Source organism: Alteromonas sp. KUL150, assembly GCF_009811475.1.
Classification (GTDB): Bacteria; Pseudomonadota; Gammaproteobacteria; order Enterobacterales; family Alteromonadaceae; genus Alteromonas; species Alteromonas gracilis.
Genome location: NZ_BLIJ01000041.1, coordinates 69,619 through 89,122, shown reverse-complemented (window position 1 = coordinate 89,122; position 19,504 = coordinate 69,619). Strand labels below are relative to the sequence as shown.

The 19,504-nt window shown below is 44.0% G+C and carries 23 protein-coding genes and 2 tRNA genes; 11 read left to right on the top strand and 14 right to left on the bottom strand.

The window, feature by feature from the left end; translation table 11 throughout:
- The first annotated feature begins 40 nt into the window (after window positions 1–40).
- The 10 genes from GVO62_RS10175 (at window position 41) to GVO62_RS10130 (ending at window position 6,412) form a co-directional block, all read left to right on the top strand.
- Window positions 41–114, top strand: a tRNA-Cys gene (locus tag GVO62_RS10175).
- Between the two features lie 59 nt (window positions 115–173).
- Window positions 174–260, top strand: a tRNA-Leu gene (locus GVO62_RS10170).
- Between the two features lie 210 nt (window positions 261–470).
- Window positions 471–1,163, top strand: a complete 693-nt coding sequence (locus GVO62_RS10165; protein WP_159119050.1) for a tRNA-uridine aminocarboxypropyltransferase — start codon at window positions 471–473, stop codon at window positions 1,161–1,163.
- 74 nt (window positions 1,164–1,237) lie between these two features.
- Window positions 1,238–1,735 carry a thiol peroxidase gene (gene tpx / locus GVO62_RS10160; protein ID WP_159119042.1) on the top strand — a complete coding sequence of 166 codons (498 nt, stop codon included), beginning with the start codon at window positions 1,238–1,240 and terminating at the stop codon, window positions 1,733–1,735.
- A 150-nt stretch (window positions 1,736–1,885) separates the two neighbouring features.
- A complete protein-coding gene (locus GVO62_RS10155; RefSeq protein ID WP_159119033.1) occupies window positions 1,886–2,722 on the top strand; it encodes a sulfurtransferase in 837 nt (278 codons plus the stop codon).
- A gap of 87 nt (window positions 2,723–2,809) precedes the next feature.
- Window positions 2,810–3,535: a Sir2 family NAD+-dependent deacetylase gene (gene cobB / locus GVO62_RS10150; RefSeq protein ID WP_159119031.1), complete on the top strand. Its 726-nt coding sequence runs from the start codon at window positions 2,810–2,812 to the stop codon at window positions 3,533–3,535.
- A 10-nt stretch (window positions 3,536–3,545) separates the two neighbouring features.
- On the top strand, window positions 3,546–4,172 hold the full coding sequence (locus GVO62_RS10145; protein ID WP_159119029.1) for a LysE family translocator: 627 nt from the start codon (window positions 3,546–3,548) through the stop codon (window positions 4,170–4,172).
- Window positions 4,173–4,252: 80 nt separating this feature from the next.
- Complete coding sequence (locus tag GVO62_RS10140; protein ID WP_159119027.1) at window positions 4,253–4,984, top strand: stress protein; 732 nt, start codon at window positions 4,253–4,255, stop codon at window positions 4,982–4,984.
- On the top strand, window positions 4,977–5,768 hold the full coding sequence (locus GVO62_RS10135) for a glucosaminidase domain-containing protein (RefSeq protein ID WP_159119048.1): 792 nt from the start codon (window positions 4,977–4,979) through the stop codon (window positions 5,766–5,768). The genes GVO62_RS10140 and GVO62_RS10135 overlap by 8 nt, the downstream gene beginning before the upstream one ends.
- Window positions 5,765–6,412 (top strand): DUF2987 domain-containing protein, encoded by a 648-nt coding sequence (locus GVO62_RS10130; RefSeq protein ID WP_105931359.1) that lies wholly within the window; start codon window positions 5,765–5,767, stop codon window positions 6,410–6,412. The genes GVO62_RS10135 and GVO62_RS10130 overlap by 4 nt, the downstream gene beginning before the upstream one ends.
- Window positions 6,413–6,429: 17 nt before the next feature.
- On the opposite strand, the gene GVO62_RS10125 is transcribed toward GVO62_RS10130, so the two are convergent.
- The 12 genes from GVO62_RS10125 to ccoN form a co-directional block, all read right to left on the bottom strand.
- Window positions 6,430–7,455, bottom strand: coding sequence for a patatin-like phospholipase family protein (locus GVO62_RS10125; RefSeq protein ID WP_159119018.1), 1,026 nt, complete (start codon window positions 7,453–7,455; stop codon window positions 6,430–6,432).
- A complete protein-coding gene (gene ttcA, locus GVO62_RS10120; RefSeq protein WP_159119017.1) occupies window positions 7,456–8,409 on the bottom strand; it encodes a tRNA 2-thiocytidine(32) synthetase TtcA in 954 nt (317 codons plus the stop codon).
- Window positions 8,410–8,482: 73 nt separating this feature from the next.
- Window positions 8,483–9,412: a universal stress protein UspE gene (gene uspE, locus GVO62_RS10115; protein ID WP_159119015.1), complete on the bottom strand. Its 930-nt coding sequence runs from the start codon at window positions 9,410–9,412 to the stop codon at window positions 8,483–8,485.
- 237 nt (window positions 9,413–9,649) lie between these two features.
- Window positions 9,650–10,390 (bottom strand): fumarate/nitrate reduction transcriptional regulator Fnr, encoded by a 741-nt coding sequence (gene fnr / locus GVO62_RS10110; protein WP_159119013.1) that lies wholly within the window; start codon window positions 10,388–10,390, stop codon window positions 9,650–9,652.
- 46 nt (window positions 10,391–10,436) lie between these two features.
- Window positions 10,437–11,096 carry a sulfite exporter TauE/SafE family protein gene (locus GVO62_RS10105; RefSeq protein ID WP_159119011.1) on the bottom strand — a complete coding sequence of 220 codons (660 nt, stop codon included), beginning with the start codon at window positions 11,094–11,096 and terminating at the stop codon, window positions 10,437–10,439.
- The gene (gene ccoS, locus GVO62_RS10100) at window positions 11,083–11,313 is read right to left on the bottom strand and encodes a cbb3-type cytochrome oxidase assembly protein CcoS (RefSeq protein ID WP_159119009.1); all 231 of its coding nucleotides are present in this window, start codon (window positions 11,311–11,313) and stop codon (window positions 11,083–11,085) included. The genes GVO62_RS10105 and ccoS overlap by 14 nt, the downstream gene beginning before the upstream one ends.
- 1 nt (window position 11,314) lies before the next feature.
- Window positions 11,315–13,744 (bottom strand): heavy metal translocating P-type ATPase, encoded by a 2,430-nt coding sequence (locus GVO62_RS10095; RefSeq protein ID WP_159119007.1) that lies wholly within the window; start codon window positions 13,742–13,744, stop codon window positions 11,315–11,317.
- Complete coding sequence (locus GVO62_RS10090) at window positions 13,744–14,223, bottom strand: FixH family protein (protein ID WP_159119005.1); 480 nt, start codon at window positions 14,221–14,223, stop codon at window positions 13,744–13,746. The genes GVO62_RS10095 and GVO62_RS10090 overlap by 1 nt, the downstream gene beginning before the upstream one ends.
- 216 nt (window positions 14,224–14,439) lie before the next feature.
- Window positions 14,440–15,393, bottom strand: a complete 954-nt coding sequence (gene ccoP, locus GVO62_RS10085; RefSeq protein ID WP_159119003.1) for a cytochrome-c oxidase, cbb3-type subunit III — start codon at window positions 15,391–15,393, stop codon at window positions 14,440–14,442.
- A 16-nt stretch (window positions 15,394–15,409) separates the two neighbouring features.
- Window positions 15,410–15,571 (bottom strand): cbb3-type cytochrome oxidase subunit 3, encoded by a 162-nt coding sequence (locus tag GVO62_RS10080; RefSeq protein WP_012518547.1) that lies wholly within the window; start codon window positions 15,569–15,571, stop codon window positions 15,410–15,412.
- A 1-nt stretch (window position 15,572) separates the two neighbouring features.
- Window positions 15,573–16,178: a cytochrome-c oxidase, cbb3-type subunit II gene (ccoO, locus tag GVO62_RS10075; protein ID WP_159119002.1), complete on the bottom strand. Its 606-nt coding sequence runs from the start codon at window positions 16,176–16,178 to the stop codon at window positions 15,573–15,575.
- Between the two features lie 15 nt (window positions 16,179–16,193).
- Window positions 16,194–17,627, bottom strand: coding sequence for a cytochrome-c oxidase, cbb3-type subunit I (gene ccoN, locus GVO62_RS10070; protein WP_159119000.1), 1,434 nt, complete (start codon window positions 17,625–17,627; stop codon window positions 16,194–16,196).
- A 228-nt stretch (window positions 17,628–17,855) separates the two neighbouring features.
- Between ccoN and GVO62_RS10065 the strand changes: the two genes are divergently transcribed.
- A complete protein-coding gene (locus tag GVO62_RS10065) occupies window positions 17,856–18,335 on the top strand; it encodes a hypothetical protein (RefSeq protein ID WP_159118998.1) in 480 nt (159 codons plus the stop codon).
- A gap of 221 nt (window positions 18,336–18,556) precedes the next feature.
- On the opposite strand, the gene bfr (GVO62_RS10060) is transcribed toward GVO62_RS10065, so the two are convergent.
- Entirely contained in the window at window positions 18,557–19,024 is a 468-nt protein-coding gene (bfr, locus tag GVO62_RS10060) for a bacterioferritin (RefSeq protein ID WP_120959188.1), read from the bottom strand.
- Entirely contained in the window at window positions 19,024–19,500 is a 477-nt protein-coding gene (bfr, locus tag GVO62_RS10055) for a bacterioferritin (RefSeq protein WP_159118996.1), read from the bottom strand. The genes bfr (GVO62_RS10060) and bfr (GVO62_RS10055) overlap by 1 nt, the downstream gene beginning before the upstream one ends.
- Window positions 19,501–19,504: the final 4 nt, after the last annotated feature.

Sequence of the window (19,504 nt, the reverse complement as noted above, 5' to 3'; positions counted from 1 at the left end):
TCTCTCAAAGAGATGTTTTAATCACGCGCCAGACGCATCTGGCGGAATGGCAGAATGGCTATGCAGCGGATTGCAAATCCGTCTATCTCGGTTCGACTCCGGGTTCCGCCTCCATAAGCTGCAACGCAGCATCAGGTTCTACGCCTGACACCTTTGCTGAAAAGCAACCCGATGCCCGGGTGGTGAAATTGGTAGACACAAGGGATTTAAAATCCCTCGCTGGTAACAGCGTGCCGGTTCAAGTCCGGCCCCGGGCACCAATATTTTCCATTCTAAATCAATAGTATACGCTAATTTTGTTTTTGATGGGATCTCAGTGGGATCTTTTTGGAACATTTGCGATACCGTTTTTGCCATACCAGGCATTTCAGAATCCATTCATTTCTCGCTTTTTACGCTCTTTCACCGCGTATTACTATGGTAAAATCCGTAAAAAATTTTGGCAAAGACGCATTAACTTGAATTCCATTATGTCACTTCGTTTAGACGAACTTTCTCGTTCTGAACGTCCATTTCTCGCCCGTGGTAGCAAAGTAGTTCGATGTGATGCGTGCCTGCTACCAACGCAAAATTGTATTTGCACTTACAAGCCTGAAGCTGGCACTGACGTGGCAGTTTTATTTCTGATGTACAAAGGTGAATACTACAAGCCTACCAATACAGGGCGCTTAATTGCAGATGTAGTGAGAGATAATCACGCATTTTTATGGAAGCGCACTGACCCTGATGACGAGTTGATGCGCATCCTTGGTGACGAAAAATACTTCCCCATTGTGGTATTTCCACACGAATATGCGGCAATTGATCGCTGTATTCACACGCCGCCATTGAATACGGGCAAAACGTTACTATTTATCTTTTTGGATGGAACATGGCGTGAAGCAAAAAAAATGTTTGCTAAGAGCCCTTATTTACATAATTTTCCTGTGTTAGGCGTAAGCATGGATGCGGCTTCAGACTATCTGCTGCGAGAATCTACACATGATTTTCAACATTGTACCGCTGAGGTTGGTATAAGCGTTTTAGCACTAGCCGATCAAAAGCAAGGAGCACAAACGTTAGCGCATTATTTCAGCGTGTTTAGACGGGAATATTTAAAAGGTAAGCCACATTTGCAGCACAAGCTTGCGTTTGCCGAATCGCAGGTTAAAGATAGCGTATAAAAACCGTCACTTTAATTTGCGAAACTGTTGTTTTACATCCACTATTTTAATTCAATAAATCACGGAGAAAGCCAATGGCATCTGTTACTTTTCAAGGTAATGAAGTTAAAACAAAGGGTCAACTACCAGAAGTGGGTTCAAGTGCACCAGCATTTACCCTTGTCAAAACAGATTTGGGCGAAGTGACACTGTCTGAACTAGCAGGTAAAAACGTAGTACTCAATATCTTTCCGTCGATTGACACGGGTACCTGTGCAACGTCAGTACGTAAATTCAACGAGGAAGCGTCGAAGCTAGACAACACTACAGTAATTTGTGTTTCTGCTGACTTACCGTTTGCTGCTGGCCGTTTTTGTGGTGCAGAAGGTATCGAAAACGTACTTACCGGTTCTACGTTCCGTTCAAGCTTTGGCGACGATTACGGCGTGACCTTCGAATCTGCGCCTCTAACAGGCCTTCTTTCTCGCTCAGTAGTGGTTATCGATACAGAAGGCAAGGTGATTTACACAGAGCAGGTTGCAGAGACAACTGAAGAACCTAACTACGAAGCAGCCATTGCTGCATTGGGTTAACGTTTTTTAGCGATAATAGTTAAGTCAGTGCTTTTTGATATTAGATAATATCGCTAATAGTAGTCCGGTTTTTAGCGCTAGCTTTATTGCTTACTAAGGCCGGTATAGAAAGAGACACCCGCTTCGGTGGGTGTCATTAAGGAGAATGCTATGACGTCGGCGTTAATTTCAGTAGGTGATTTAGCCAACATAATGCAGCAAAAGCCTGTTACGCTTGTGCGGGCACTGATGGATGACCCCGTTTCTAAAACGCCTGACGCGCGAAACGCGATGGTGTTGCCAGCATCTGTCGACATTGATTTAGATGGAGACGGTAGCGATCACACCACAGGATTTCCTCATAGCATGCCTTCTGCAGATGCTCTTGCAATTTATTTGGGCAACCAAGGTATTACGGCTAACACACCAATAGCAGTTTATGATACTCGTGGCATGTACAGCGCGCCACGCGTATGGTGGATGTTAAAAGCTATTGGTCATCAAGACGTTTACATATTAGATGGTGGGCAACCGGCTTGGGAAAACGCAGGCCTTCCTATTTCTGAACAGCAGCAATATGGAAAATTAACCTATCAGGCCACGCCTTGCCCAGGCTGGTTTGCAAATTCCAGCGCTGTTCTTCAAGCATTAAACACCGAAGCGCAGTTAGTTGATGCTCGTAATGCGCTCCGTTTCAAAGGCGAGGTGCCAGAGCCTCGTCAAGGCGTGAGGTCGGGACACATGCCGGGCGCGTATAATGTTCCATTCGATACACTTCTAAAAAACGGCCATTTCCTTGCCAAGGAAGAACTGAACAAGGTTTTTGAGCAAGCAAATATCAATTTAGACAAGCCTATTATCTGTACCTGTGGTTCGGGTGTTACCGCGTGTATTATTGGCGTAGCTGCCTTGATGTGTGGAGCTACTCAAGTGTCAATTTACGATGGTTCATGGTCGGAGTGGGGCGCTGATACACAATTTCCTGTCATTAATGACCATACAAAATAAAGATGTGTGCGATGGCTGTTATTTGTTTTAACCTGGGGTAAGGTTATGACCAAATCTGCTCGCATATCTCACGTTTGAATCACGTTTATGAACACTAAAAACACGCTACCAAAAATAGTTGTACTTACGGGCGCAGGTATTTCCGCAGAGTCAGGGCTCAAAACCTTTAGAGACAATGATGGCCTTTGGGAAAACCATCGTGTAGAAGACGTTGCCACGCCAGAAGCTTTTGAGCGAAACCCCAGTTTGGTCTATCGTTTCTACAATGCTCGGCGCGCTCAGCTTCAGGAAGACGATGTTAAGCCGAATGCCGCTCATATGGCGCTTGCAAAGCTTGAAACCATATTCGGTGATAATGTAATGCTGGTTACGCAGAACGTAGACGATCTTCATGAGCGTGGCGGAAGCAAAAATGTTTATCACATGCACGGTGAACTGCTGTCAGCCCGATGCGCAATTTCTCAGGAAACGTTTGAATGGCGCGATAGTTTTGACCATACCTCGAAATGCCCATGCTGTAATCGGGTCACATTAAGGCCGGATATTGTGTGGTTTGGTGAAATGCCCATGTATATGGATGAAATATACAGTGCATTAGCAAACGCAGATTTATTTGTTGCTATTGGCACATCGGGCAATGTTTACCCGGCTGCGGGTTTTGTTCAGATTGCAAAAGAAAGCGGTGCACACACCATTGAAGCAAATTTAGCACCGGGCGCAACAAATGCCTTATTCGATGAATCGTTAACCGGTCCAGCGTCACATATCGTTCCCCGATGGGTAGACAACTTAATTTCAAAATACGCGCTGTAGGAGGCGCAAGATGCAGTATATGAACGAATTCCTTACCATTGCACTTGTACACCTTGTTGCAGTGGCAAGCCCAGGGCCTGATTTTGCTGTGGTGGTGCGAAATAGCGTAGCGTACGGAAGACGCATCGCGCTATATACTAGCGTGGGGATCGGTTTAGCGATATTGCTGCATGTTGCTTATTCGCTTGTGGGGCTGAGCGTAGTTATCGCCACGACACCTTGGTTATTTACCACCTTTAGCTATGCAGCTGCCGCATATTTGCTTTATCTGGCTTTTGGCGCGCTTAAAAGTGGGCCGGTCAAGCAGGATGAGACCCCTTCATTTGAAAAGAAGAGCACGCAAATTTCAGCTAAACGTGCGGTGTGGATGGGTTTTTTAACCAATGGTCTCAACCCAAAAGCAACACTTTTCTTTCTTTCTCTTTTTACAGCAATCATCAGTATCGATACCCCTTTTGCCGTAAAGTTAGGTTATGGTATTTATTTGGCTATAGCGACAGGGCTTTGGTTCTGCTTCCTCTCTTATCTTTTAAGCACGAGTAGAGTCGCTGAACTAATTGGTAAAAAAGGGTATTGGCTAGACCGCGCTATGGGCGTATTACTTGTCGGTTTAGCAGCAAAGCTGGTACTGGGTTAACTTTTGTTTAGCATACAGGCAGGCATTTGTTTACGCGAATTGATATAATCCCGTAGATTTCCAGAAATTAAGAGAGTTGTGTGAAAGACGTAAACACTGACCGATTAAACAATACGTTAGCAAAACAGTATCACTTCGATATCAAGGGCTTACTGCGCCGTGCTGCTGGGTTAACAAAAGCAAATTTTTCTTCGCTATTACAAGGTAGCGTGGTGTTGTTTTTAACGTTCGTTGTGTTGGGTGTATTTGCACAGCAATACATCACTATAAACGATGATGGTACTTACGTTTTTGAGCATCAGTCTATTATAGAAATTGTGGCGATTTTCATTGTTGCTCCGCTGCTAAGCGGTTTGTATATGATGGGCGTGTTCGTCGCGCGGGGCATTAAAACATCTGTTTTTACTGTTTTTCAGTTTTTTCCCCTCGTTTTGTTGTTAGCGTTAACGCAGTTAGTGAATAGCATTCTTTTTCAGTTAGGGATGATGCTACTCATTTTACCGGGCGTGTATTTTTATTTAGCCTCGTCGTTTTCGCTTATGTTAGTGGCCGATAGGAAACTAACGCCTATAAGCGCTATCATTTTATCTTGTCGCGTGTTTAATGCTTACTGGTCGCAAATTGCGAGTGTCTTCGGTGTGTTCTTTCTACTGTTCGCGTCGGTGCCGCTCACCTTTGGTCTGTCTTTAATTTGGGTGTTACCTTTCTATTTTAGTATGATGGGATTGCTCTATCAGGAATTGATTGGCGAGCAAGGAGTGGGCACGGAAGCATCTGTAAATGATGTGAATGAGTCAAGCTTTGATGCATAAGCGAGAAACGTTTAAAATTGTCCTTATTACGTTAGGGGTTTTGGCGGTAATTGTTATTAACGCTATTATCTTTACAAAAGACGAGCCGGATATTCTTGATGTTCCGCAAACGGTAAAAGACAACAAGCCAGTGCCTGATTTCTCTGTCTATACGGATGTAAAAGAGAAAAAGGAGGCGTTCTTCAATTACTTAAGGCCTGAGGTAGAAAAGCAAAATGCTTATCTTCTGACGCTTAGACATTATGTGCAGACCCTTTACAGGAAAGCATTGGTAGACGAGCCACTTTCAAAAGATGATGTAGAAAGATTGGCGTGGCTTGAGGAAGAGTATCGCGTTAAGTCAACGCAGCCTCTCAAAGTAAAACTACCCGCCTTGCTGCAAAAAATAGACGTGTTACCCGTCGAATTGGTTTTAGTTCAAGCTGCGAATGAGTCGGCATGGGGAACAAGTCGCTTCGCAAGAAAAGGCTATAACTTCTTTGGTTTGTGGTGCTTTTCAAAAGGGTGTGGTTTTGTTCCAAATCGCAGGAATGACGGCGCTTCTCATGAAGTCGCTAAGTTCAATAACTTATCTAGAGCAACATATACCTATATGCGCAACCTAAATCGTCACGATGCTTATGCTGATTTAAGAGAAATACGCAGTAGATTGCGCGCAAACCAAATACCTATCACGGGAGTGGCGTTGGCCGAGGGGCTGATGAATTACTCTGAGCGCGGAGCTGCTTATGTTGAAGAGCTTCAAACCATGATCCGATTTAACGAGGAGTTTTTATCCGAATGATACGCGCGGCACTATTTTTAGCATCATCTTTTGTCATTGGTTTTAGCAGTACACAGGTTGTTGCTGAAACGATTGACGTTGAGTACAGCCGTTTCTATAGCCATGTAAAAAAATTAGATAATGAAGACACGCAAGCGCTCCAGTTTGCTTTCGGTTTTGTCCGAGTTGGCGAAGGACGTTTATGTGGAGTTAATGCGGCTTCTATCGTCACGGACAAAAAAACCATGGAGTTAGAGGTCAGCGACGAAGGACGTTTTACTGTTCCGACGGAGAGAGCACTCAAACTAGCTAACGCCTTAGTGAGAATTGACTTAGTCGAGCGAGCAAATGTGTGCGATATGTCGGTTCAACTTGAGACTAAGCCCGAATACCTGAAGCAGTATTACAAAAAAGAAGAGCTTACTTTTTTATATGAGCAGTATGAAGCCTTCTTTAATGAAATGGGAAGTTTCCTATCTTTTATGATGCCTTCAGTCAAAGGCCTTATGATTCAGTTTGATGATAAGAATCTAGACTTTATAACGCCTCAGGGTGTGCAAATAAATAATGGTGTTCTGCAGATTGAGCAAGATTGGATAGATGACGCAAAAGGTTTAACGTTGCCTCATGCGCCACTTCGTATTACCGCAATGGCATCAAGCTAATTGTTGACGAGTTCTATCTACGTCAATAATTGATACCTAATTTGCTCGGCTAAACGCGCGATAGTCTCTTCGCCTTTCGCGCATAGCTCTTCGGCCCTGTGAAATTCCATGATGCCAACGTCAGTGAGCTGAGGTTCAATGAGGATGTCAGGCGGATCGCCTGCCAATCGAGAGCGAGTGACGCGGGCCTGGAGTATTTCAAGAGAACTGCTCATCACGCTCATAATACCTGGAGGATTTCGTTTATTTACCTTTGCTGGTACCTCAGTGAATTCCTCCTCAACTTTTTCAATGACTTCAGAAGCGACACCGTCTTCGCTTTCCACGTTATCAGTTGCGTTTACATCTAGTTCATCATTGTTGGTTTCCGACGCTTTTTCATCTTTGTTGTCTGGAGAAAACCACTGACGCAAAACATTTTGACTCTTAGTAAAGAAGTCCTCGGTTTTACGCTCATTCTCTTCGTGATCTTGTCTCAACTTTTCAAGACGAATAGGGCGAAAATCAGCATTAAGATTAACCGCAATCACAAAGTCTGCGCCTAATTGCCGACATAAGTTGACGGGCACCGGATTAACAACCGCCCCATCAACTAACCACCTATCGCCGTGGGCCACGGGCGAAAAAAGGGCAGGGATTGCACATGAGGCTTGAATGGTATCGCCGATAGGGCCTGAATTAAATACCACTTCACGGCCGGTATAAAGATCGGTAGCGACGGTAGCAAACGGCTTTTGCATTGCCTCGTATGAAGATTCACAAAACTCATTTGCTAGCTTATCAAACACCTTTTGACCGCTTGCAATACCGCCGCGTCTTAGGCCAACACCCATCAAGGCAAGTACTTGCCAATCGCTAAGAGAGCATGCCCATTCTTTAAGCCCTTCCAGCTTGCCACTTGCGTAGGCGGCGCCAACATACGCACCTATAGAGCATCCTGCTACCACGTCAATTTTAACGCCTAACTTTTCTAAAGCTTGAATAATACCTATGTGCGTCCAACCCCTGGCAGCACCGGCACCTAACGCAAGTCCAATTTTCATTTATCTGGGTTCCATAATATTTACCACTTCAATAGTGTGCTCATCATCACTTAACGAGGATGTATTTTCAGTGGAAAAAGAAGGTTGATCAAAGCCTATGTCGCCATCTTCAACGGGGCCGTCTTGGGTTGTAATAGATTTAAAGTCGTGAAGATTGCTGTCTATTAAATGAGAGGGGGCCACATTTTGAAGTGCCCTAAACATCGATTCGATACGACCAGGAAACCTGCGATTCCAGTCTTGAAGCATAGCTTTAATGTTTTGACGCTGCAGGTTTTCTTGAGAGCCGCAAAGGTTACAAGGAATAATAGGAAACGCTGCTGCCTGAGAATATTTTTCAATATCTTTTTCAGTGCAGTATGCTAAAGGGCGAATAACGATGTGCTCGCCGTTATCGCTGACCAATTTAGGGGGCATAGATTTAAGTTTGCCACCATGAAACATGTTGAGGAAAAAGGTTTCTAGCATGTCATCACGGTGGTGACCTAGCGCAATTTTAGTTGCGCCAAGTTCTTTAGCCGTTCTATATAAAATGCCCCGACGTAATCGTGAGCACAGCGAACAGGTTGTTTTTCCCTCGGGAATTTTATCTTTTACAATTGAGTAAGTGTCTTCTTCAACGATTTTATACTCAACACCAATTTCGTCTAGATAAGCCGGCAGGATGTGCTCTGGAAAACCTGGCTGTTTTTGGTCAAGATTTACCGCAACGATATCGAAGTGAATAGGCGCAATCTTCTTTAAAAACATCAAAATATCGAGCATGGTGTAGCTGTCTTTCCCACCAGATAGACACACCATCACCTTGTCATTATTCTCAATCATGCCAAAGTCGGCAATGGCTTTACCCACGTTGCGACGAAGACGTTTTTGAAGTTTGTTGAAGTTGTACTTTTGCTTACTTTGTGCAGCGTTCAATGCAGATGGCTCAACGCTGCTTGTGCCTAAACTCATAATTCACTAGCTTGGTTTGTGATAAAGCAAGCATTATACAATAAAGCGCCTTTTTTAAACCATGGTTGTGTCGTTAATTTTGTACCTTAAGCGGTGGAACAAAGCCATCTGGCTTAATAGCCAAAACGTCACAGTTAAGTTCGTCGATCACATGCTCTGCTGTATTTCCGATAAGCGCGGCTGAAATGCCCACGCGGCCTACAGTTCCGATGATAACAAGTTCAGCGTCGATGGTTTTGGCTACGTGGGGAATAACTTTTTCGGGCAAACCTTCTTTTACAATGCATTTCTCTTCGGAAATGCCATATTGTTGAGCATGGCGACGCATTTCGGATTGATGGTGATTTTTAACCGCATCATGATAGGTATCGGGGTCGAACTCCGGAACTTCTATCGCAATGTTTAGTGGAGTAGAAGGATAGCTGTTGACTAAATTCACATTTCCTTTCAATAAGGCCGCATAATCGTTTGCAATAATTGTAAGCTTGTCATTAAGCGCAGCATGTTCGTCGTCTTCACTTCCTACGTTTACGGCTGCGATGATCTCACCACCTTCTGGCCAATCATGCTCTTTAACCAATAACACTGGGCGAGGGCACTTACGCATTAAATGCCAGTCTGTTGGTGTGAAAATGACAGAGGCTAAATCATCGTGGTTCTTTGTCGCTTTTACCACTAGATCAATTTGGTTGTTAAGCGTGTAGTAAATAATTGACTCAAAAGCACGGTTGTTCCACTCAACTACAATATCGGTATCAGCAAAGCCTTGTTTCCTAAGTTGCTCAGAAAGCCACTTGCCTTGCTCTTTAGTTACTGCATCGCGCATGGCTTCGCGCTCATCTGGGCTTAGCATGGTGGTCATATCATAAGATAGATCGTAGACCACCATCATTGCGGTCACTGTTGCACCTGTTTTCGACGCGAGTTCATAGGCTCGACTTAAAGCAGGTTGGTTGTCCCGTTCAGCATCTACCACGGCAAGAATTCGTTTATATTCAATCATAACACCCTCCAGTAAGCACACAGCTTGATGTGACGATAAATAAAGCTATTTTTCTAGTCCATCTTCACTAACTATAAACGACATTTGAAAAAACGTGTTGTTTTGGGTCAAGAATTTACAACTCTCTTAGGCATTTTTAGTGTGACGATTTATGGGGGCTTGGGCGGGTAAGAAAAATGAAGGAAATGAAAAACGCGCATAACGCGCGTTCCTGAATGATTTAAACAAAGAGACAACTTAGCCGCTACATACAACACTTGGTCCGTTAAGGGCAGACAGTTTATTTTCTAACAGTGCAAAATCTAGAATGGTAATGAGTTTGCCATCTACCTTTATAATGTTTTCTTTTTGGAAACGACTTAACAGGCGGCTTATGGTTTCTATCGTTAAACCGAGGTAATTGCCAATCTCATTTCGTGTCATCGTTAAATGAAACTCACGATGAGAAAAGCCTCGCTCCTCAAATCTTTGCGATAGGTGGGAGATAAAATAGAGTAAGCGTTCTTCTGCTGTTCGTTTATTGAGAAGCATGATCATGTCGTGATCCTGCTTTATCTCTGCACTCATGAAGCTCATTATCTGATGGCGCAGTTTCGGAAACTGAACCGACATTTCATCTAATATTTCATAGGGAAGTTCACAGACCATCGCTGTTTCTAATGCAGAAGTGTAGCTCTGGTGCTTATTTTCGCGCAGCGCATCGAAGCCGATAATGTCGCCGGGAAAATGAAAACCTGTAATTTGCTCCTCACCTTCAGAGTTGGTAACGAACGACTTGAAAGAACCGGTTCTTACGGCAAAGAGCGAACGAAATGTATCGCCAGTTTGAATAAGCGTATCGCCTTTATGCAGCGGTTTTTTACGCTCAATGATGTCGTCTAAAGACTCAATTTCTGTCTTGTTTAATGCAACAGGCAGACAGAGATGGCTGAAACTACAGTTCTGACAGTGGATTGAAAATTGGCTTCCTTTGCTCATAAAACCTGCTCTTTATAATTTATACACGACAATAATACCTATTTTTTTATAGGATTGCGCCCTGAATAAGATAAATAGCATAGATAGCCATTATACTTGCAATAAGTTGTCTTACGCCGCTTTGCTGAAAAGTACTCACTAGATATTGACTACCTGCGCTGGCGGCAAGCAGGGTGGGTAAGGTTCCCAACCCAAAGAAAAACATAATACCCGCGCCTTGTAACGCGTTGCCTGCGGCCAATGACCAGGTTAGGGTTGAATACACAAGCCCGCAGGGTAACCAACCCCAAATAAAGCCATAAGGTATTGCGCTAAATGGGGTTTTGAACGGTAAAAACCGCTTAGAGAGAGGCTGAAGTTTGGAAAATAGACCTTTACCTGCGCTTTCCAAAAGGGTTAGGCCTGTCCACCATTTCCCTAAATAACAAGCGAGTAAAAGCAACATAACACCGCTAAAAAGAGATAGGACATAGCTGGCAAGGGGAACGAAATCTGACGCAATTTTTCCTAATGCGCCAGTGATTGCACCGGCAATCGTATAGCTGGCAATCCGGCCCATGTTGTAAGCGAGTGTATAGGGTACAGCGGATGAGCCTTTTGGCGAGACCATTCTGAGCGCCGCAACGATCCCTCCACACATTCCCACACAATGAACACCGCCCGCCAAGCCGATAAGAAAAGCAGAGAAGTAGTTAATCCCGTCCATTATCTTCTTTGTTCTTGATTGCCTTGCTCTCTTGAAGCTGCTTGCGCTGTTCTGCTAATTTTTTTTCTTCAGGTGACAAATCATCATCGAAAAGAATGCTGTAGCCTTGTCGGTCTAAATCATCAAACTGATTGGTCTTTACCGCCCAAAAGAAAATTACAATAGCGACAGCAACAATAATGATGGCGATTGGAATTAATACGTAAATAATGCTCATGCTATTTGCTCAAAAGTCGCGTTGAGTTTGTAACGACAATAATACTGCTTAACGACATACCTACAACAGCCATCCACGGAGAAAGTAGCCCAGACACGGCGAAGGGCAGAATCAAAACATTGTATCCTACAGACCAGCCTATGTTCTGTCTTATTTTCTTCTTCACTTGGTGAGAAGTGCTTATAAGCGTTGGAACAGATAAAAGTTGATCGCCAAGCAAAATAACATCTGCTGCTGTCTTAGCAACATCGGTAGCATTGCCAACCGCTATTGCCACGTCTGCACTGGCAAGAACAGGTGCATCGTTGATACCGTCCCCCATCATCATTACTTTGGCTCCCGCTTGCTGCATAGCTTGAACAGCTTCGTATTTAAGTTCTGGTGTAAGCCCACCTTTGGCTGTTTCGATTGGCAATGACGCAGTTAGTGAGTCCACGTTTTTTTGTGTATCGCCGCTTAAGACTGTAAGCCTATGGCTTTTTGCCAAGATATCGAGGGTTTCTTGCGTATCAGCACGAAGCGTATCTCGCACTTCAAACGCTGCCATAATACGGCCTTTAACAGTGAGATAGACGTTAGCTGAAGGGTAGTCTTCAATGAATTCTTGCTGTGACTCGTGAACGCAAAACGCAGCAGAGCCCATTGAAAACATGGTGTCATTGATTTCGCCACATATTCCGCCTCCGGGCGCTACAGTAAAATTGACTACCTTATAAACGGTGTAATCGGATGCGCTATCATCGCCAAGGGTATTATTCTCTGTGAATGCTTTCGCTATGGGATGCTCAGAGCGCGACTCGAGCGCGCGTGCGATAGAGAGTGCCGTGTCACTATCTACGCCGTCAGCATACCAAGCATTTGAAATGGTGAATTTGCCTTGCGTAAGTGTGCCTGTTTTATCTAGTGCAATGGTATCAATGCCCGTAATTTGCTCTAAGGCATCGGCGCGTTTAATCAAAATACCTTGCTTGTTCAGTTTTGCCATAGCACAGGTGAGTGCTGATGGTGTGGCTAAACCTAGTGCGCAAGGGCAGGTTGCAACGAGCACTGATATGGTTATCCAAAAGGCATCGTCGCTACCTTGGAACGACCAAAATCCATAGGTTAACGCTGAGATCATCAGCACGGCGGTAACGAAGTATCGAGAAAAATTATCCGCTATTTGCGCAGCTTTTGGCTTGCTAGCCATTGCACTTGCTTGGAGCCTGACGATTTGGTTTACCAGTGCGTTTTTGAGGGTTTGGGTTACGATAATAGTTAGGCTGCCGTCTTGACACACCGTACCCCCGTAAACAACGCTATTGTTCTCTTTGCGTACGGGGTTAAACTCGCCGGTAAGCATAGATTCGTCAACCGATGCATGACCTTCGGTTACTACGCCATCGATAGGAATTGTCTCTCCGGGTTTAACCAGTACTACGTCGTTTATTCGTAGTTGTTTTGCTAGACATTCGGTAACGCTGCCATCTGACATTAACTTCGTGGCTGAAACCGGGACATATTGCATCATGTTAGCGGAGATCTGCGCAGCGCGATGCCTGCTACGATGTTCCAAAAACCGGCTGAGTAACAGCAGGAAAATGAACATACAGATAGACTCAAAATACACTTCGCCTTGTTCAAGAACCGTAGAGCGTATTCCGGCAATGTAAGTACCGAAAATGGCGAGCGTAACCGGAACGTCCATATTAACCGTTTTTGCGCTTAACGCTTTGGCAGCTCCAATATAAAAAGTGCTGCCAGAATACAGTACAACAGGGGTTGTTAGCGTCAGCGCAACCCAGTAAAAATATTGTCTGGTTTCTAACTCAATGGCACCAAACCAGTCAAAGTAGAGACCTGTCATTAACATCATGACCTGCATGGTCATGATGCCCGCTAGCCCTAGCTTTTTCAGAAAGGTTTTTTGCTCACGTTTATAGCTGGCCTCGTGTTCATCAGGATGAAACGGCGAGCCTACATAGCCTATTCTTTTCAGCGTAGAAAGAATTTGGCTAAGCTTTATTTGCAGTGGCGACCAAGTAACTAGCGCGCGACGCTCTTGAACGTTGACCGCAACTTGCTTTATGCCTTCTACTTTCGAAAGTTGTTTTTCAATTAACCAACCACAGGCCGCACAAGTAATACCTTCAAGGGTCAACTGTATCTGCTTATCTTGACCTTCATCGAAAACAAATTCCTCCTGCAGGGAGGGGTCGTCATACACCTTAAGTTTATCGATGGTTTCTAAAATGCCGTCGTCAGACTTTTTAGCAGGTTCAGTTCTGAACTGATAATAGTCTTCAAGGCCATTCGATACGATAGCTTCGGCCACTGCTAAACAGCCCGGGCAACACATGTCGCGCTGCTGACCTAAAATAACCGTTTTAAACTTATCCTCGTCGTGGTTCGCTATGGGCAAGCCACAATGGTAACAATCGTGCTCTGCCATTACGGATTAAATTTTATTTTTCCCTCATGGGGAAGGTAGATCGTGTTTTGAATTTTCCAACTTTCGTCAATTGGCGTTAGCGACACTCGCCATTTACCATCTAAACTTTCTTCTACAAAACCGCGATAAATTCCGTTGGCATCACGGCTTAGCAATACGCTTACGTCACGATCTTCCAGCGTCACGTGATAAAAACTGAGTTTAACGGCGTTTCCGTCTTGTGGAATACCTGAGTGAAATTCAAGGGCAATGCTGCCATCTGTAATAGTTAAGTCCGACGTTATGTTTAAACGCTTTGCAACGGCTTCTTTGTCTAGACTTGCGTTGATTGCTTTACCTTCTTTGTAATAGTCGTCGATTACCAGACTATCTTCTGTAGATATTGCAAGATTGAGCAACACACCGCCCATGATCAGGGTAATAACTGGAACGGCAATTAAGAACCAAGGCCAGAACTCTTTATACCAGGGTCTATTCATTAGAATTTTTACTCTTGATTAATTCGCTAACAACATATTTATAAATACTGCCTAAAACGCTTCACTGTTAGGTAGTACCCACAAATAGAGTGTCAGTAATATTAGATAAAAGTGTCTGAATTTCACTCGCTACAGCACTTTGTATATCGCTGTATTTTCTCATAAAAAAAGCCTCGTAGTAACGAGGCTTTCTAAGATATTTAATGATTTAAATCATTAATCATTTGAAAGGCTATAAACGTACGCTGCAACAACGTGAATTTTGTCTTCACCCAAGGTTTTCTTGAATGAAGGCATTACACCGTTACGACCATAAGTAAGCGTTTCTGTAACTGCTCTGTGGCTGCCGCCGTAAAGCCAGATATTATCGGTAAGGTTTGGTGCCCCAAGCATTTGGTTACCTTTACCATCCATACCATGACATGCCGCACATGCTGCGAAACGCGCTTTACCCGCTTCTGCAAGCTGAGGGTCCACATCGCGACCGCTTAGGCTAAGTACGTAGTTAACCACTTCTTCGATACCGTCTTCACCCATCGCATCAAGCCATGCTGGCATTGCTGCCTTACGACCAAGCGTAAGGGTTTCAACGATTTTCGCACCTGAACCGCCGTATAACCAATCGTTATCGGTTAGGTTAGGGAAGCCGCCATTTTGACCACGTGCATCAGAACCGTGACACTGAGAGCAATTTTGTAGGAACAAACGCTGACCTACTTTATTTGCTTCTGGGTCTTTAGCCAGTTCTTCAACAGGAACTTGTGCATACGCTTCGAAGATCGGGTCGAACTTCTCGGCAGCGAAATCTAGTTCACGGTCATATTCTACTAGGTAGCCTTGCTCTTTAGCGTCGATACGCGCTTGAACAGACTCTTCTAGTGATTGAATATTTTGGTTAGAGCTCTTCCAGCCCAAAATACCTTCATACGCACCTAGGCCAGGATAAAGCGCTAGATATAAAAAGCCCCAAACGATGGTCATGTAGAACATAATTGTCCACCAGCGAGGAAGTTGGTTGTTCAACTCCTCAATACCATCAAATTCGTGCCCCATTGACTCGCCTTCAGCTACGCCGGTCTTGTTAGACAGGCACCAGCGCAGAAGGAAGTAGCAACCAATGATCAACCCTAGGGTTATCACTGAAATCCAAATTGTCCAAAACATACTCATGAGTTCGAGACTCCTGCTAATCTTCTTTTGATTTTTCTTTTTCTTCGTCTGCAAACGGTAAATTTGCAGCTTCATCGAATTTCTTCTTGTTGCGGCCGCTAAACGCCCACCACACAACACCGATGAAGCTTACAAAGACGATGACAGTAAAAATGCTGCCTACAATTCCTTGATCCATATTATTTCAAATGTGTGCCAAGAGACTGAAGGTAAGCAATAAGGGCCTGCATTTCCGTTTTACCCTGTACTGCCGCTTTCGCACCCGCGATATCTTCGTCGGTATACGGAACGCCAAAGCCACGGAATACTTCCATTTTTTTAGCTGTTAACTCGCCATTTAGCGTGTTTTCCGCAAGCCAAGGAAACCCTGGCATATTCGACTCTGGTACAACGTTACGAGGATTAAGCAGGTGAACTCGGTGCCATTCATCACTGTAACGACCACCAACACGTGCTAAGTCAGGCCCAGTACGCTTAGAACCCCAAAGGAAAGGGTGTTCCCATACTGACTCACCAGCAACGCTGTAGTGACCATAACGTTCAGTTTCTGCGCGGAATGGACGAATCATCTGGCTGTGACAACCTACACAACCTTCACGGATGTAAATGTCACGGCCTTCAAGCTCAAGCGCGGTATATGGACGTAAGCCTGTTACCGGTTCCATGGTTTGCTGTTGAAACATCAACGGCGTAATTTGCACCATGGCACCAAAGCTGATAGCGATAAGAATTAATACCGTTAACAGACCGACGTTCTTTTCAATTAACTCATGTGCGTTTTTCATTATTCGTCTCCTTTACTACGCTGGCTGAGTCGCTGGATCTGCAGCGATACTGCCTTTAGGTGCACGAACGGTTTTCCATGTGTTGTATGCCATAACAAGCATACCCGTTACCACGAAACAACCACCAATGAAACGAACCACGTAGAACGGCTTAGACGCTTCTAATGACTCAACAAAGCTATAGGTTAACGTACCGTCAGCATTTACTGCACGCCACATTAGACCCTGAAGTACACCAGACATCCACATTGCTACGATGTAAAGAACAACACCGATAGTTGCTAACCAGAAATGCACGTTAACTAGCTTGGTGCTGTACATTGCACGCTGACCGAATAGCACTGGAATTAAGTGGTAAATTGAACCAATTGAAACCATTGCAACCCAACCTAGTGCACCAGAGTGTACGTGACCAATTGTCCAGTCAGTGTAGTGAGATAAAGCGTTAACGGTTTTAATTGCCATCATTGGACCTTCGAAGGTAGACATACCGTAGAAAGACAATGAAACAATTAGGAAACGCAGTACTGGGTCAGTGCGAAGCTTATGCCACGCGCCGGATAGCGTCATGATACCGTTAATCATACCACCCCAAGATGGAACGAATAAGATAATAGACATCACCATACCGAGTGACTGAGTCCAGTCTGGTAGGGCAGTGTAGTGAAGGTGGTGTGGACCAGCCCAGATATACAGAGAAATAAGTGCCCAAAAGTGAACAATTGAAAGTCTGTATGAATACACCGGGCGACCAGCTTGCTTAGGCACGAAGTAATACATCATACCAAGGAAACCCGCAGTCAGGAAGAAACCTACCGCGTTATGGCCGTACCACCACTGCATCATCGCATCTACGGCGCCTGCATACAGTGAATACGATTTAGTGAAAGACACCGGAATAGCCATGCTGTTACCAATATGAAGAACTGCAACAGTTAGCATGAACGCACCTAAGAACCAGTTCGCTACATAAATGTGCGACACTTTACGGATTACTAGGGTTCCGAAGAAGTTGATGATATAAGCGACCCAAACCAGTGCCAATAGGATATCTATTGGCCATTCTAGTTCAGCGTATTCTTTTGTGCTAGTTAAACCCATAGGCAGAGTAATAACAGCTAAAACGATTACGGCCTGCCAACCCCAAAAGGTAAACGCGGCAAGCTTGTCACTGAACAGTCTTACCTGGCAGGTACGCTGAACGATGTAGTACGACGTTGCAAATAGCGCACAGCCGCCGAAGGCAAATATAACGGCATTAGTGTGCAACGGGCGCAAACGTGAGAATGTTAGCCATGGTGTATCGAAGTTAAGCATAGGTGCAAATAGTTGCGCGGCAATAAATACCCCTAGGCCCATACCTACAATACCCCAGACTATGGTCATGATGGTAAATTGCCTAACTACTTTATAATTGTAGTCAGGTTGTGCTTGGCTTATTTCACTCATTTTAATGAATCTTCCACTTCAAATGAACTATGGTCTCCAACTGCCGGAATAGTGCGGTCGAGACGTGTATCAGCAAGGAATAACGCTTCACACCGAGCTCGGAAAGAGTAATAATTATTGTCTCCAAGCCAGTTGGTACGCGGATGATAAGGTTTTTAATTACAAAAAGATACCATAAACTACCTAAGCTTGATCTCCGTCAATGAAGAAATATACAAAATTTAAGAAATGCTAAATAATCATAACAATAAACGATCAAAACATTTACATTCTCAACTGCCGTTGGTCGCCATCATCGTAGTAGCAGTGTGTGTTTATCTCGCGCATGAATTTCAATCATCAGCGTTGAACGAGAACGTCGTTATTAATGGAATAGGAAACAGCTGCAACTTTGTCAACGAAACTTGCGAATTCTTAATTGATGGCGAGTTGGCCATTGCCACATTTTCAACCATGCCTGAACCTGAAGAGTCGGTAACGTTAAAAATTTTAATTCCTGAAAATCAGGAAATCGAGAGTGCCTGGATTGAAGGGGTAAACATGTATATGGGTAAGATACCCGTATTACTAGATAATAATACTGATGGCGTGTGGTCTGGTTGGTTTATGTTGGGAGGGTGCAGCGAACCGATAATGAAATGGCAATTGCGGCTCAACATTAAAGATAAGGAAAGTCCAAACTACCTATACTTTGTTACGCAATATTAACGGTTATCAGACACATTTTTGAGAACCCGATATTGAGCAAGAATTTGGCAGAGATAACAAATGGCGAGCAAACCAGTTCTAGTGTAAGTCAATTCACATTAAACGCGTCAGCAGTTAAAGAAACAAAACAATAATACGCAGTAATGATGAGTGAATAGAATGGTAATAAAAACGGCCACCGATATGGCAGCCGTTATATTTTATTAATGCTAGCGCACTACCTACATTTGTGATTGCAAGTAGTTTGGTAAGCCCAAGCGTTTAATAAGACCCAATTGCTGCTCTAGCCAATGGGCATGATCCATTTCTGTATCGTCTAATAGCACGATAAGCATGTCGCGGGTTACATAGTCTTTCTCGGTTTCGCAAAGTGCAATTACTTCGCGCAACTTCGCATCTACTTCATATTCAACCCGTAAATCGCTTTCAAGCATCTCAGGTACATCTTTACCCACTTTGAAACCAGTACGCTTCGTCATGTCAGGCGTACCTTCTAAAAACAGCATACGCTCAATTAGCTTGGTTGCGTGCCCACGTTCATCGTCAAATTCGTGGTCGATACGCTCATAAAGCTTGTTTAAGCCCCAATCAAGATACATCTGAGAGTGAATGAAGTACTGATCCATGGCGGCTAACTCATAAGAGAGTAGTTCATTTAAGCCATCGATGATTGCTTGGTTACCTTTCATTAGTCATCTCCCATTACTTGCGCTTGTAGATAATTTTCAATACCCATCGCATCAATTTGGTATTCTTGAGTCTCAATCCAGTCTAAATGCTCTTCTTCGTATTCAAGCAGACCTTCAAGAAGATCCCGAGACACATAATCTTGTTTTTCCTCGCACAGCGCGATAGCGTCACGAAGGAGAGGAAGCTGCTCTTTTTGAAAACGTGCGTCGCAAGATAGCATTTCAGCGGTGTCTTCACCGATGTAAAGCTTGCCCAGTGCTTGTAGGTTAGGCAGACCTTCTAGAAAGAGAATACGTTCGATAAGATCGTCGGCCTGCTTCATATCCTTAATGGATTTCTTATAGTTCTTTTCGTTGAGTTCTGAAAAACCCCAATTTTTGAACATACGTGCGTGCAGAAAGTATTGATTTATCGAAGTAAGTTCGCTTGTTAGTACTTCGTTCAATTTTGCAACGACTTGTTTATCACCTTGCATTGTG

What these genes read in the sequence shown, in the direction of transcription:
- ccoS (WP_159119009.1), bottom strand. Translation starts at nt 11,313, where the DNA reads ATGAGCATTATTTACGTATTAATTCCAATCGCCATCATTATTGTTGCT.
- GVO62_RS10105 (WP_159119011.1), bottom strand. Translation starts at nt 11,096, where the DNA reads ATGGACGGGATTAACTACTTCTCTGCTTTTCTTATCGGCTTGGCGGGC.
- GVO62_RS10145 (WP_159119029.1), top strand. Translation starts at nt 3,546, where the DNA reads ATGCAGTATATGAACGAATTCCTTACCATTGCACTTGTACACCTTGTT.
- cobB (WP_159119031.1), top strand. Translation starts at nt 2,810, where the DNA reads ATGAACACTAAAAACACGCTACCAAAAATAGTTGTACTTACGGGCGCA.
- ccoO (WP_159119002.1), bottom strand. Translation starts at nt 16,178, where the DNA reads ATGAAAAACGCACATGAGTTAATTGAAAAGAACGTCGGTCTGTTAACG.
- tpx (WP_159119042.1), top strand. Translation starts at nt 1,238, where the DNA reads ATGGCATCTGTTACTTTTCAAGGTAATGAAGTTAAAACAAAGGGTCAA.
- GVO62_RS10165 (WP_159119050.1), top strand. Translation starts at nt 471, where the DNA reads ATGTCACTTCGTTTAGACGAACTTTCTCGTTCTGAACGTCCATTTCTC.
- bfr (WP_159118996.1), bottom strand. Translation starts at nt 19,500, where the DNA reads ATGCAAGGTGATAAACAAGTCGTTGCAAAATTGAACGAAGTACTAACA.
- GVO62_RS10130 (WP_105931359.1), top strand. Translation starts at nt 5,765, where the DNA reads ATGATACGCGCGGCACTATTTTTAGCATCATCTTTTGTCATTGGTTTT.
- GVO62_RS10155 (WP_159119033.1), top strand. Translation starts at nt 1,886, where the DNA reads ATGACGTCGGCGTTAATTTCAGTAGGTGATTTAGCCAACATAATGCAG.
- ccoN (WP_159119000.1), bottom strand. Translation starts at nt 17,627, where the DNA reads ATGAGTGAAATAAGCCAAGCACAACCTGACTACAATTATAAAGTAGTT.
- GVO62_RS10125 (WP_159119018.1), bottom strand. Translation starts at nt 7,455, where the DNA reads ATGAAAATTGGACTTGCGTTAGGTGCCGGTGCTGCCAGGGGTTGGACG.
- ccoP (WP_159119003.1), bottom strand. Translation starts at nt 15,393, where the DNA reads ATGAGTATGTTTTGGACAATTTGGATTTCAGTGATAACCCTAGGGTTG.
- bfr (WP_120959188.1), bottom strand. Translation starts at nt 19,024, where the DNA reads ATGAAAGGTAACCAAGCAATCATCGATGGCTTAAATGAACTACTCTCT.
- GVO62_RS10135 (WP_159119048.1), top strand. Translation starts at nt 4,977, where the DNA reads ATGCATAAGCGAGAAACGTTTAAAATTGTCCTTATTACGTTAGGGGTT.
- ttcA (WP_159119017.1), bottom strand. Translation starts at nt 8,409, where the DNA reads ATGAGTTTAGGCACAAGCAGCGTTGAGCCATCTGCATTGAACGCTGCA.
- GVO62_RS10095 (WP_159119007.1), bottom strand. Translation starts at nt 13,744, where the DNA reads ATGGCAGAGCACGATTGTTACCATTGTGGCTTGCCCATAGCGAACCAC.
- GVO62_RS10080 (WP_012518547.1), bottom strand. Translation starts at nt 15,571, where the DNA reads ATGGATCAAGGAATTGTAGGCAGCATTTTTACTGTCATCGTCTTTGTA.
- uspE (WP_159119015.1), bottom strand. Translation starts at nt 9,412, where the DNA reads ATGATTGAATATAAACGAATTCTTGCCGTGGTAGATGCTGAACGGGAC.
- GVO62_RS10090 (WP_159119005.1), bottom strand. Translation starts at nt 14,223, where the DNA reads ATGAATAGACCCTGGTATAAAGAGTTCTGGCCTTGGTTCTTAATTGCC.
- GVO62_RS10065 (WP_159118998.1), top strand. Translation starts at nt 17,856, where the DNA reads ATGCTAAATAATCATAACAATAAACGATCAAAACATTTACATTCTCAA.
- fnr (WP_159119013.1), bottom strand. Translation starts at nt 10,390, where the DNA reads ATGAGCAAAGGAAGCCAATTTTCAATCCACTGTCAGAACTGTAGTTTC.